We start from the raw sequence: 12,553 nt of genomic DNA on the forward strand, positions 1-12,553 counted from the left end.
CTGCCTTTCGTGCCGTACGGCGGGTGTGCCGGGATTACTTCGAGGACTTCAGACCGATGTTGACGAAGTCGTAGTAGCCGCTGTACGCGTTCGTCGTGTACACGTTGCCGATCCGCGAGGAACGCCAGTTCAGGAGCCGCTCGAAGGTGAAGGGCAGGTAGTACGCGCCGTCGCTCACCTTGTGGTTGATCTCCGTGGCGATCTGCGTCTTCTTCGCCTCGTTCAGTTCGGCGTTGTACTGGTCGAACAGCCCGTCGATCGTCTTGTCCTTGATCAGGGCGTAGTTGTTGTTGCCGCTCTGCAGGATGTAGTGGCTGCTCCACAGCGGGATGCCGTAGCCCTGGACGGTCGGGAAGTCCGGGCCCCAGCCCATGATGATGATGCCGAGCTTCTTCTTCGCCACGTTCGACGGGGAGCCGATGATGCCGGCGCTCTGCGAGCCGTCGTACTGGTAGATGTCGGCCTGGATGCCGACCTTCTTCAGCGCGGCCTGCAGGGACGTGGCCGTGGCCACCTCCTGCGTCTTGTTGTTGCGGACGGCGATGGTGGTCTTGAAGCCGTTCGGCTGACCGCAGGCCTTCAGCGCCTGCTTGGCCAGGTCGTCGTTGCCGGTCTTGTTGGCACCGGCGATCTTGTACGGGTCGTACTTCTGGCCCTCGCCACCGGGGATCGACGGCGGGAGCATGTTGGTGCCGATGTCACCACCGGCGATCGGGCCACCGCGCGCGGTCTGCAGCGACACGTGGTCGGCTGCGTAGATCACGGCCTTGCGGCAGTCGACGTTGTCGAACGGCTTGACGCTCTGCGGGAAGACCGCGTAGCGGATGAAGCCGGAGACCGGGTTGTCCAGGTTGTCCTTGTGCTGCTTCAGGGCGATGGTGCGGCCCTGCGGGCCGAGGCCCGTCTGGCTGGCGTCGATGTCGTAGTCGCCGTTGATCAGACGCTGGTCCATGTCGCTCTGGTTGGTGGAGATGTCCAGAGTGATCTTGTCCGGGTACGCCTTGCGGACCGGGTCCGAGGACGCCTTCCACGCGGTGTTGCGCACCAGCACCAGCGACTTGCCCGGGGCGTACGACTGGAACTTGTACGGGCCGGAGGAGAACGGCTTCAGGCCGTACTTGGACTTGGTGTCCTGGTCCTGGCGGACCGGCGAGGCCGAGACCATCGCCAGCACCTGCTTGAAGTCCGAGTTGGCCTTGGGCAGGTGGAAGACGATCGTCTTGGCGTCGGGCGTGTCGACCGCCTTCAGGCCGAGCTTGTCCTTCGAGGTGTCCTTGTAGGGACCCTTGTAGGTGTTGTTGGGGTCGAGCATCTGCTGCAGGTAGATCGGACCGCCGGACAGGACGTCCTGCGCCCAGACGCGCTCGATGCCGTACTTGATGTCCTGGGAGGTGATCGGCTTGCCGTCCTCCCAGGTGATCCCGTCGCGCAGGTGGAAGGTGTACGTCTTGCCGTCGGCCGAGACCTGACCGGCGTCCGTGGCGAGGTCGGGGGTGAGCTCGGCACCCGCGGCGCCCGGCTCGGTCTTGTAGGTGAGCAGCTGACGGCTGTAGTAGCGCGCGAAGTCCCACATGAAGCCGTAGTAACCACGCGTGGTGTCCCACGAGTCGGCGTCCTGCGGGGTGACGAACTTCAGCGTGCCGCCCTTCTTGACCTGATCGGCCTGGGCAACCTTGTTGTTCGCCGCGTCGAAGCCGGCCGCACCCGACTTCGAACCGCCGCTGTCGCTGCCGCCGCCGCACGCCGCCATGGTCAGCATGCCGGCGACCGCGGCAGCAGCGGCCAACGCCTGCTTACGCCGCCCTGAGGTGCGTTGGGTAGTCACGATCTCGGATCCTCCGGTTGTGATGAGAGACCCCGTGGGAGTGCTCACGGGACGCTTGGGGTACGGCAGTTCAGCGCGATCCCTTCGGGTCGAGCGCGTCCCGCACGCCGTCGCCGAAGAGGTTGAAGGCCAGAACGGTGATGAAGATCGCCACGCCGGGGACGACCATGTACATGGGGTCCGAGTCGTAGTAGTCGATCGCGGTCGAGAGCATCTGCCCCCAGGAGGACGTGGGGGGCTTGACGCCCACGCCCAGGAAGCTGAGTGCCGCCTCGGTGAGGATGTTGGTGGGGATCATCATCGTCGTGTAGACGATGATCGGGGCGACGAGGTTGGGCAGCAGTTCCTTGAACAGGATGTAGAACCGCCCGGCACCCAGCGATCGGGCCGCCTCGACGTACTCGCGCTCGCGCAGCGAGAGCGTCTGGCCGCGCACCACGCGTCCGATGTAGGGCCAGCCGAAGAAGCCGATGACCAGGATCATCACGAACACGCGCACGCTGGAACCGCTCAGGCCGAGCATCTCGTTCGGCATGACGGAGACCAGCGCGATGATGAAGAGCAACTGCGGGAAGGCCAGCAGGCCGTCCATGACGCGGCTGATGACCGAGTCGACCCAGCCGCCGAAGAAGCCGGCCAGGATGCCGAGGATCGTGCCGAGCACCACGGCGACGATCGCGGACAGGAAGCCGACCAGGAGCGAGATCCGGGCGCCGTAGAGGATGCGCGCGAAGATGTCGCGGCCGTTGACCGGCTCGACGCCCAGCCAGTGGTCGCCGCTGATGCCGCCGAGCGACCCCTTGGGCGTGCTGAACAGCGGGTCGATCAGGGTCTCGTGGTAGACGTCGGGGTCCTGCCCGTAGAGGCTGGTGATCACCGGTGCGAGCAGCGCCACCACGACGAGTACGAGCACGACGATGCCGCCTGTGAGGGCGAGCTTGTCCCTCTTCAGGCGCTCCCAGGCGATCCGGCCCAGGGAACGCCCCTGTACGGCCTTGTCGCCGGCGGTGGCGACCGCCGCTTCTTCGGCCGCGCTCGGGGCCGCTTCTGCGGTCGGCTCGTGCAATGGTGCCGTCATCTGGCAGGGACCCCTCTCAACCGGCGGTAGCCGGCCCGCACTTTGCCGCGGTGGCGGCGTGATCAGTCCGTCGTACACGGGGGCGAACCCCCCTGGAGCGGGAGTCTTCAACGCTTTGGCGATCTGTTGCCAGACTTGACGGTGAAAGGATGCGTAAACGTGATGCGGGCTGGAGGGTTCCGTTATCCGGACGCCGGGTAACGGCGGCCGGACGCGGATTAATTTGGACATTCTCCGCAGAACGGAATCTTCCAGGCCTATCTACGCGCGCAGACTGACTCCCGGCCTGGTACGGACCAGGCCTGCGCCTCAGTATCCGCCATGCACCGGCGGGTAACCGTACCCGGCCGCCGGGGCCTGGGCCGGAGCGGCCGCGTGGGCCTCGCGGTCGTAGAAGGGGCGGGCGCTCGCGCGCATCCACAGCGCGACGGGGTCGTACTCGTCCGACATCGCCACCGTCGACACCGGCAGTCCGTCCGGGACGGCGCCGATGGACTGCTGCATCATCGCCCGCACCGAGTCCACCGCGGGCGGGCTGGTGTCGTACACGTCCAGGCCGATGGCGAGGTACGGCGCCCCGAGCGCCGGCTGCACCCAGGCGCGGCGCAGCGAGCGGACGGCCGGGGTGCGGTGGGCGTTCTGCGCGAGCAGGGCGTAGAACTGCGGGATCTCGATCGCGGGTTCCGACATCCGCAGCGGGCCGGCCGCCTGACGCTCCAGGCCGGTGGCGATACGGCGCAGGTCCAGCCAGGGGATGCCCACGCCACCGCCCGGGGCGTGCGGGTTGAGCCAGAGGCCGAAGTGGTCGGGGTAGAGGGTGCGGGCGACGTCCAGCCCGTCGACCACCTCGTACGATCTGTTCCAGCCGCTGGCCGAGAGCTCCTGGGCGGAGGTGACGCACGGGGCGTAGCCGTAGCCGTCGACCTCCATGTTTCCGTACTGGGCGTCCGGGGAGCCCGCCTGGCCGTGCCACAGGAGCATCCAGACCTGGCCGGAGCCGGGGGTCGCGAGTGCGCGGAGGAGTGCCTCGTAGGCGTCGTAGCGCCCCGGCGTCACCTGGCGCAGCATGTTCTCGACCGTCCCGGTCGTGGTGCCGCTGGCGCTCACGTGTGTGCCCCTTCTCATGGTTGCCCCGCGTGGACACAAGCTTAAGCGCCTAGGAACTCGAGGCTCGTTGTGTGTTGGCGAGTGCGGGTGCGTCGTGGCTGGTCGGTGAGTTCCCCGCGCCCCTGGGGCGGCTGCCCTCCACGGCGTTTACAGGTGATCCCTCGTATAGAAGGGGCGTACCTGCTCGCGCATCCAGGTCGCCACCGGGTCGTCCGTCACGTCCAGGAGGACCAGGTTGACGGGCCAGGGGGTGGGGGTTCTGGTGATGGCCCGGCCCAGCGCCTCCAGCGGCAGGGCTCTGATGTCGCCCTCCCGCTGGGAGAGTTCGACGCCCACGAACATCACCGGGTCCGCCGTCTCGATGGCGGCGAGGCAGCGGCGGGCCGTGACGACCACGCCCGTCCCGGCGAACTCGGCGGAGGCCGCGGCGAGGAAGTCGATCGGGTCGTCCTGCCAGTCCGGCTCGTAGAGCTTGACGCGGCCGCCGGAGGCGGGACCGTCCAGCGGGGTGCGGCCCACCCGGCAGAGCTCGGCGACGGCGGGCGGCGGGAGCGGGATGCCGACCACGCCGTCCGGGTTCACGGCGAGGCCGACCTGCGGGGGCAGTCCGCGGGCGAACTCGACGGCCGGGGCGATCGTGTACGACATGTGGGAGCCGACGACCTGCCGGAACTGCTCCTCGGAGCTGAAGACCGGCACATAGGCCTGGCCGTCGATCTCCAGCGTGGGCAGGTCGAGGGGGCCGCTGTTCAGGTCGCCGCCGTTCGGCAGCGGCACCCAGACGAAGCTGCGGCCGAGCACCTCGAGGATCCGGCCGCCCGCCGCGGGTATGCCGAGGGAGGCCGACAGCACCTCCTCCAGCTCGTTGCCCGGCCATCCGCCGTGCGGATGGGGGTGCGCCTGCAAGGGAAAGTCCGCGGGGAGATCCGCTGCGAAGTCCATCTGTGTCCGACCGCCTGCTGAGAACCACTGCTGTGGCTGGAAAGGCTAGCGGGTGGGACGGACAAAGGGGTTGGTCCGTGCATCAGCCCGCGAAACCGATCCTGCGCAGCACGTCCGCCGCGTCCCGGTCCAGCAGCACCGCCGAGCCGACGCCCTCGGGCAGGTCGCCCCGCTCGACCGCGCGGATCAGCCGGGCCGCTGCCGCGCGGTGGCGCAGGAAGGCGTAGCGCGAGACGCCGCGGCCGCGCTCGCGCTGCCCCTCCAGGGCCGTGCCGGGCGTGACGTCGAGCAGCAGCAGATGCAGGGTGCCGCCGCGACGGCGGGCCTCGCGCGCCAGCCAGCCGCGCACCCAGGCCTGCGTACCGCAGTCGTGCACGACGACCCCTTCGCCGCTGCGCAGGGCGCGGCGCAGTCCGGCGTAGTGGGCGAGGCGGACGAGGGGGCGGTAGACCGCGTAGGGCAGGAAGCGGGGCGTGCGGGCGTCCCAGCGGTCGCGGGCGTCCTGGGAGTCGATGCGGATGCCCCGGGCCGCGCGCTCCATCAGCGTGGACTTGCCGCTGCCGGGCAGGCCGGTGATCACCACCAGGTCACGGGGGCCGAAGAGCAGGGCGTGCGGGCTGTGCCCCGAGCGGTCCCGCAGGTCGCGGACCACGGGTGCCGGGAAGGCACCGCACACATCCTTGGCCGGGGCCGCGGGCTGCTCGGGCAGCGCGACGGCCGAGGTCGTGGCGTACACCGTGGTCCTGTTCACCGTGATCGTCCTTCCTGGGGGTCAGGAAAGCTTCTCCCCACTCTTTGTAAAGGGAAGGTAATGCACGGCTTCTCGCGGTTGTGTTCGGTTCCGGCGACAGCCCAGTCACAAACAGGAGGTGCCGAAGAGGAGGTGCCAAGGAGGAGGGGGCGCGTGCAATGATGTGCGCGCAACTGCATACCGGCCGTTTGAATCCGCGCGGGAGAGTCCCGGCAGCAGAGTCTGCCGGGCGCCGAAGGAGCAAGTCCCTCCCTTGAATCTCTCAGGCCCCGTTACCGCGCGGGCGAGGCACATCTGAAAAGCGGGCCACCGGATCCGGTGGCTCCACCCAAGGTGCAAGCCAGAAACCACACTTGTGGTCATGGCGAACCTCTCAGGTTCCGATGACAGATGGGGAGGAACGACCTCGCCCGTCATGCACTCTGCCTGGGAGACGACCGTCCGATGAGCAGCACCGCACCCCGTCACACCGCGCTCGATGCCCTGCATCGCTCGCTCGGCGCGACGATGACCGACTTCGCCGGCTGGGACATGCCCCTGCGCTACGGCTCCGAGCGCGACGAGCACCTCGCCGTGCGGACGAAGGCCGGGCTCTTCGATCTCTCCCACATGGGCGAGATCACCGTGACCGGCCCGCAGGCCGCACAGCTCCTGAACTTCGCCCTGGTCGGCAACATCGCCTCCGTCGGCGTCGGCCGCGCCCGCTACACGATGATCTGCCGGGCCGACGGCGGCATCCTCGACGACCTGATCGTCTACCGGCTCGGCGAGACCGAGTACATGGTGGTGGCCAACGCCTCCAACGCCCAGGTGGTCCTGGACGCGCTGGTGGAGCGTTCGGCCGGCCTCGACGCCGAGGTGCGCGACGACCGGGACCACTACGCGCTGATCGCCGTGCAGGGCCCCGAGTCCCCCGGCATCCTGGCCGCGCTCACCGACGCCGACCTCGACGGCCTGAAGTACTACGCCGGCCTGCCCGGCACCGTCGCCGGCGTGCCCGCCCTCATCGCGCGCACCGGCTACACCGGCGAGGACGGCTTCGAGCTGTTCGTCGCCCCCGCTGACGCCGAGAAGCTGTGGCAGGCGCTGACCGACGCCGGAGCGCCCGTGGGGCTGGTGCCCTGCGGGCTGTCCTGCCGGGACACCCTGCGCCTGGAGGCCGGCATGCCGCTGTACGGGCATGAGCTGTCCACCTCGCTCACACCGTTCGACGCCGGGCTCGGCCGGGTGGTGAAGTTCGAGAAGGAGGGCGACTTCGTGGGGCGCGAGGCGCTCCAGGAGGCGGCCGCCAAGGCTGCGGAGAACCCGCCGCGCGTCCTTGTCGGCCTGGTCGCCGAGGGCCGTCGGGTCCCGCGCGCCGGGTACGCCGTCGTCGCGGGCGGCGAGGTGATCGGAGAGGTCACCTCCGGCGCCCCCTCCCCCACCCTGGGCAAGCCGATCGCGATGGCGTACGTCGACGCGGCGCATGCGGCGCCGGGCACCGAGGGCGTCGGCGTGGACATCCGGGGCAGTCACGAGCCGTACGAGGTCGTGGCGCTGCCGTTCTACAAGCGCCAGAAGTAGACACTGACCGAGACTGGGCGAGGGGGCGCCGTCCAAGACGTGACCCCGCGCACATTTTCGCTGCTCACACGCGTTTTCCGTAGTCCCCCCTTCATCAGCACTCCACCGCGTACAGGAGAATTCAGGCCATGAGCAACCCCCAGCAGCTGCGTTACAGCAAGGAGCACGAGTGGCTGTCGGCCGCCGAGGACGGCGTCTCGACGGTCGGCATCACGGAGTTCGCGGCCAACGCGCTCGGCGATGTCGTCTACGCCCAGCTTCCCGAGGTGGGCTCCGCCGTGACCGCGGGCGAGACCTGCGGCGAGCTGGAGTCGACCAAGTCGGTCAGCGACCTGTACTCCCCCGTCACCGGTGAGGTCACCGAGATCAACGAGGACGTGGTGAACGACCCGTCCCTGGTCAACTCGGCCCCCTTCGAGGGCGGTTGGCTCTTCAAGGTCCGCGTCACGGAGGAGCCGGCCGACCTGCTCTCCGCCGACGAGTACACCGCCCAGAACGCCGGCTGAGGAGCCGTAGACGCATGTCCGTACTGAACACGCCCCTGCATGAGCTCGACCCGGACATCGCCGCCGCGGTCGACGCCGAACTGCACCGCCAGCAGTCCACGCTCGAGATGATCGCCTCGGAGAACTTCGCGCCGCTGGCGGTGATGGAGGCGCAGGGCTCGGTGCTGACCAACAAGTACGCCGAGGGCTACCCGGGCCGGCGCTACTACGGCGGCTGCGAGCACGTGGACGTCGCCGAGCAGATCGCCATCGACCGGCTCAAGGAGCTGTTCGGCGCCGAGTACGCCAACGTGCAGCCGCACTCGGGTGCCTCCGCCAACCAGGCCGCGCTGTTCGCGCTGGCCCAGCCCGGCGACACCATCCTGGGCCTGGACCTGGCGCACGGCGGCCACCTCACCCATGGGATGCGGCTGAACTTCTCCGGCAAGCAGTTCCACGTGGTCGCCTACCACGTGGACGACTCCGGTCTGGTCGACATGGCCGAGGTGGAGCAGCTGGCCAAGGAGCACCGCCCCAAGGTGATCATCGCGGGCTGGTCGGCGTATCCGCGGCAGCTGGACTTCGCCGAATTCCGGCGGATCGCGGACGAGGTCGGCGCCTACCTGTGGGTGGACATGGCGCACTTCGCCGGCCTGGTGGCGGCCGGGCTGCACCCCAACCCGGTGGAGCACGCGGACGTGGTCACCTCCACCACCCACAAGACGCTGGGCGGCCCGCGCGGCGGGATCATCCTCGCGAAGAAGGAGTTCGCGAAGAAGCTCAACTCCTCGGTCTTCCCGGGCTTCCAGGGCGGCCCTTTGGAGCATGTGATCGCGGCGAAGGCGGTCTCCTTCAAGGTCGCCGCGAGCGAGGAGTTCAAGGAGCGGCAGCGGCGTACGGTGGAAGGCGCCCGCATCCTCGCCGAGCGGCTGACCGCGGCGGACGCCCGCGAGGCGGGGGTGAACGTGCTGTCCGGCGGCACCGACGTGCATCTGCTCCTGGTGGACCTGCGGGAGTCGGAGCTGGACGGGCAGCAGGCCGAGGACCGGCTGCACGAGGTCGGCATCACGGTCAACCGCAACGCCGTCCCCAATGACCCGCGCCCGCCGATGGTCACCTCGGGTCTGCGGATCGGCACCCCGGCGCTGGCCACCCGCGGCTTCACGGCGCAGGACTTCGCCGAGGTCGCGGACGTCATCGCCGAGGCGCTGAAGCCGTCGTACGACGTCGAGGCGCTCAAGGCCCGGGTCAAGGCGCTTGCCGACAAGCACCCGCTGTACCCCGGCCTGAACAAGTAGTTCCCCGGTGGGGGCACCCGACGACGTGTGCCCCCGCCCTTTTTCGGAGGAGTTCCCGTGGCCATCTCGGTCTTCGACCTGTTCTCGATCGGCATAGGCCCGTCGAGCTCCCACACGGTGGGACCGATGCGTGCGGCCCGCATGTTCGCCCGCCGTCTGCGCAACGAGGAGCTGCTGGGCTCCGTCGCGTCCGTCCGCGCCGAGCTGTACGGCTCCCTGGGCGCCACCGGCCACGGCCACGGCACCCCCAAGGCGGTGCTGCTCGGCCTGGAGGGCGCCTCCCCGCGGACGGTGGACGTGGAGACGGCGGACGAGCGGGTGGCGGAGATCAAGTCATCCGGCCGGATCCGGCTCCTCGGCGAGCGCGAGATCCCGTTCTCCTTCGACGACGACCTGAAACTGCACCGCCGCAAGGCCCTCCCGTACCACGCGAACGGCATGACCCTGTGGGCGTTCGACGCCTCGGGTACCGAGCTGCTGTCGAAGACGTACTACTCGGTCGGCGGCGGCTTCGTCGTCGACGAGGACGCGGTCGGCCAGGACCGCATCAAGCTGGACGACACGGTGCTGAAGTACCCCTTCCGCACGGGCGACGAGCTGCTGCGCCTGACCAAGGAGACGGGCCTGTCCATCTCCGCCCTGATGCTGGAGAACGAGCGGGCCTGGCGCACCGAGGACGAGATCCGCTCGGGGCTCCTCGACATCTGGCGGGTCATGCAGGCGTGCGTGTCCCGCGGCATGTCCCGCGAGGGCATCCTGCCCGGCGGTCTGAAGGTGCGGCGCCGGGCCGCGCTCTCCGCCCGCCAGCTGCGCGCCGAGGGTGACCCGTTGGCGCACGCCATGGAGTGGATCACCCTCTACGCGATGGCGGTGAACGAGGAGAACGCGGCGGGCGGCCGCGTGGTCACCGCCCCCACGAACGGCGCGGCGGGCATCATCCCGGCCGTCCTGCACTACTACCTCAACTTCGTGCCGGGCGCCGACGAGGACGGCATCGTCCGCTTCCTCCTCGCGGCAGGCGCCATCGGCATGCTCTTCAAGGAGAACGCCTCCATCTCCGGCGCCGAGGTCGGCTGCCAGGGCGAGGTCGGCTCGGCCTGCTCGATGGCGGCGGGCGCGCTGGCGGAGGTGCTCGGCGGCTCCCCCGAACAGGTCGAGAACGCGGCCGAGATCGGCATGGAGCACAACCTCGGCCTCACCTGCGACCCGGTCGGCGGCCTCGTCCAGATCCCCTGCATCGAGCGCAACGGCATGGCCGCGGTCAAGGCGGTCACGGCGGCGAAGATGGCGATGCGCGGCGACGGCTCGCACAAGGTGTCCCTGGACAAGGTCATCAAGACGATGAAGGACACGGGCGCGGACATGAGCGTGAAGTACAAGGAGACGGCGCGGGGCGGGCTCGCCGTGAACATCATCGAGTGTTGACAGCCATGAGCTCCGGCTCGCTGTCCGCCGACGCGGTCCTCGGGCTCAACGGGATGCTGCGGCAGGGGGTTTCGCCCAGGACACCGGTGGGGGCGGCAGCTGCCGGCCGTTCCGCCACCCTCTCACCGCGTGTTCTCCACCCTGCGCGAAGTCGAGCGGTTCATTCCCCGCGGGCACGAGTTGTCCGATGGCAAGCCCGCCGGGTTCAAGCCGGTGCGTGGGCTCGTGCCTGCAGCGCAGATGGAGGGCCGGGCGGGAAGTGACGGCGCTCGACGTATGCCGGTCGGCGGCCGGGGTATGCGCGTGCTTGCCGGTCGATGGACCGGCAGGAGGACGCCGTGCGGACTGGAGAGGTGCTTGATGGCGACGACGACCGTGCAGACTGCCGAGCCGATGGTGGAGGTTTCGGAGATCGCGGACCCGTCCAAGGTGACGCCGAAGGACGCACGGGAGATGTCGAAGCTGTTCTTCGGCCGGATGGCGGTTTCGGACGAGGGAACACCGGAGCACCAGTACGCGCGCAACACTCTGATCGAGATGAACATGTCCCTCGTCCGCTACGCCGCCGGCCGGTTCCGCAGCCGGGGTCCGGAGGAGATGGAGGACATCGTCCAGGTCGGCATGATCGGTCTGATCAAGGCCATCGACCGCTTCGAGCTGTCGCGTGAGGTCGAGTTCACCTCCTTCGCCATCCCCTACATCGTCGGCGAGATCAAGCGCTTCTTCCGGGACACCTCCTGGGCCGTGCACGTCCCGCGCCGGCTCCAGGAAGCCCGCGTCCAGCTCGCGCGTGCCAATGAGGAACTGTGCACCCGACTGGGTCGGACACCGACGGTCAGGGAGCTGTCCGAGCTGATGAGTCTGCCGGAGGACGAGGTCGTCGAGGCCCAACTGGCCTCCAACGGTTACAAGTCGGCGTCCCTGGACGCCGCGATCAACGCCAGCGAGGACGGCGAGGCCGTGCTCGCGGACTTCATCGGCGGTGAGGACGAGGCCATGGCACGGGTCGAGGATTTCCACGCCCTCGCACCGATGATCGCCGAACTGGACGAACGCGACCGCAAAATAATTCACTGGCGCTTCGTCGAGGAGCTCACCCAGGCGCAGATCGGCGAACGTCTGAACGTCTCCCAGATGCACATCTCCCGTCTGATCACGCGCCTCCTGGCACACCTGCGCGAAGGCATGCTCAGCACGGAATGACGGGCAGCTGCCTGGCAGTCGGGGGCAGATGCCGCCGCTCCGGGCGGAGGGCCTGGCCTCCGGAGTTCCCGTCGGTGAGCCGTATGAACCGCTCGAAGCCCCGGTCGAGAGGTGACCGTGCATGCCCGGTCTGCCCTGGGTCCTCGGGCTCGCCGCGCGAGGCCACGGCCGCTCCTACCATGGAGCGAAGCCCGGGCGCCCCCCTTCGGTCGGGCCCCGGTTTCCGGCCCGCCACTGGCGATGTCCGGCCGATCCAGCACCGGCTTGCACCCCCTCGCCTTCGGGTACAGCGACTGGATGAGGATTATCTCTTTGGGATGAGGATTATCTCTACAGCGTCCGAAACTGAGTGAAAGCGATGTGTTCGTGACCCGTCTCGACGGCCCAGGCGGCGACCGCGTGGAGGGACCCGGTGATGGCCCGGACGTCGTCGCCCTGGAGATCGCCGAGGCTGTGGAGAGTCTCACCGACCTGTGGTCGCTTGCCGCTCAGGAGGCGGCCTTGCGGCTGTCCTTGCACCAGCTGCGGGCGCTGCGGACGCTTCAGGCGGCACCCGGACTGAACCTGACCGCTTTGGCCGAGCGGCTGGACATAGGGCTACCCACGGCCAGCAGGCTGTGTGACCGGCTGGAGGCGGCGGGAATGCTGGAACGATCCCTGCACCCGCAGAACCGCCGCGAGGTCCGGCTGATTCTCACCCCACAGGGACACCGCGTACTGGACGATGTGGCGTTGCGCCGAGAACAGGCACTGACGGTCGCGTTGACGGCCATGCAACCGGCGGAGCGGACGGCGCTGAGCCGCGGGATGAAGGCCTTTCTCGCCGCCCGGAGCGGGACGCCGCCCGCCTTGGGAGAGCCCCCTGGCAACCGGTGA

The 12,553-nt window shown here is 69.1% G+C and carries 11 protein-coding genes and 1 riboswitch; of the genes, 6 read left to right on the top strand and 5 right to left on the bottom strand.

Features of this window, described 5'->3' with window-relative positions:
* Positions 1-34 precede the first annotated feature (34 nt).
* The 5 genes from ACFY1U_RS40755 to ACFY1U_RS40775 form a co-directional block, all read right to left on the bottom strand.
* Complete coding sequence (locus ACFY1U_RS40755) at positions 35-1,825, bottom strand: ABC transporter substrate-binding protein (protein WP_390699082.1); 1,791 nt, start codon at positions 1,823-1,825, stop codon at positions 35-37.
* A gap of 70 nt (positions 1,826-1,895) precedes the next feature.
* On the bottom strand, positions 1,896-2,903 hold the full coding sequence (locus tag ACFY1U_RS40760; RefSeq protein WP_390699083.1) for an ABC transporter permease: 1,008 nt from the start codon (positions 2,901-2,903) through the stop codon (positions 1,896-1,898).
* A gap of 309 nt (positions 2,904-3,212) precedes the next feature.
* Positions 3,213-4,010 carry an enhanced serine sensitivity protein SseB C-terminal domain-containing protein gene (locus ACFY1U_RS40765; RefSeq protein WP_390699084.1) on the bottom strand — a complete coding sequence of 266 codons (798 nt, stop codon included), beginning with the start codon at positions 4,008-4,010 and terminating at the stop codon, positions 3,213-3,215.
* Between the two features lie 147 nt (positions 4,011-4,157).
* A complete protein-coding gene (locus tag ACFY1U_RS40770) occupies positions 4,158-4,952 on the bottom strand; it encodes an enhanced serine sensitivity protein SseB (protein ID WP_390699085.1) in 795 nt (264 codons plus the stop codon).
* A gap of 82 nt (positions 4,953-5,034) precedes the next feature.
* Entirely contained in the window at positions 5,035-5,709 is a 675-nt protein-coding gene (locus tag ACFY1U_RS40775; RefSeq protein ID WP_390699134.1) for an AAA family ATPase, read from the bottom strand.
* A 183-nt stretch (positions 5,710-5,892) separates the two neighbouring features.
* Positions 5,893-5,991: riboswitch (glycine riboswitch) on the top strand.
* Between the two features lie 156 nt (positions 5,992-6,147).
* On the opposite strand from ACFY1U_RS40775, the gene gcvT reads away from it, so the two are divergent.
* From gcvT to ACFY1U_RS40805, 6 genes are all read left to right on the top strand, one after another.
* Complete coding sequence (gene gcvT / locus ACFY1U_RS40780) at positions 6,148-7,266, top strand: glycine cleavage system aminomethyltransferase GcvT (protein ID WP_390699086.1); 1,119 nt, start codon at positions 6,148-6,150, stop codon at positions 7,264-7,266.
* A 128-nt stretch (positions 7,267-7,394) separates the two neighbouring features.
* Entirely contained in the window at positions 7,395-7,772 is a 378-nt protein-coding gene (gcvH, locus tag ACFY1U_RS40785; RefSeq protein WP_099931447.1) for a glycine cleavage system protein GcvH, read from the top strand.
* A gap of 14 nt (positions 7,773-7,786) precedes the next feature.
* Positions 7,787-9,049: a serine hydroxymethyltransferase gene (gene glyA, locus ACFY1U_RS40790; RefSeq protein ID WP_390699087.1), complete on the top strand. Its 1,263-nt coding sequence runs from the start codon at positions 7,787-7,789 to the stop codon at positions 9,047-9,049.
* A gap of 57 nt (positions 9,050-9,106) precedes the next feature.
* Positions 9,107-10,474: an L-serine ammonia-lyase gene (locus ACFY1U_RS40795; protein ID WP_390699088.1), complete on the top strand. Its 1,368-nt coding sequence runs from the start codon at positions 9,107-9,109 to the stop codon at positions 10,472-10,474.
* A 360-nt stretch (positions 10,475-10,834) separates the two neighbouring features.
* A complete protein-coding gene (locus ACFY1U_RS40800; RefSeq protein ID WP_390699089.1) occupies positions 10,835-11,677 on the top strand; it encodes an RNA polymerase sigma factor SigF in 843 nt (280 codons plus the stop codon).
* A gap of 366 nt (positions 11,678-12,043) precedes the next feature.
* Entirely contained in the window at positions 12,044-12,553 is a 510-nt protein-coding gene (locus ACFY1U_RS40805; RefSeq protein ID WP_390699090.1) for a MarR family winged helix-turn-helix transcriptional regulator, read from the top strand.

It is taken from the genome of Streptomyces sp. NPDC001351 (genome assembly GCF_042896045.1).
In the GTDB taxonomy this organism is placed as follows: Bacteria; Actinomycetota; Actinomycetes; order Streptomycetales; family Streptomycetaceae; genus Streptomyces.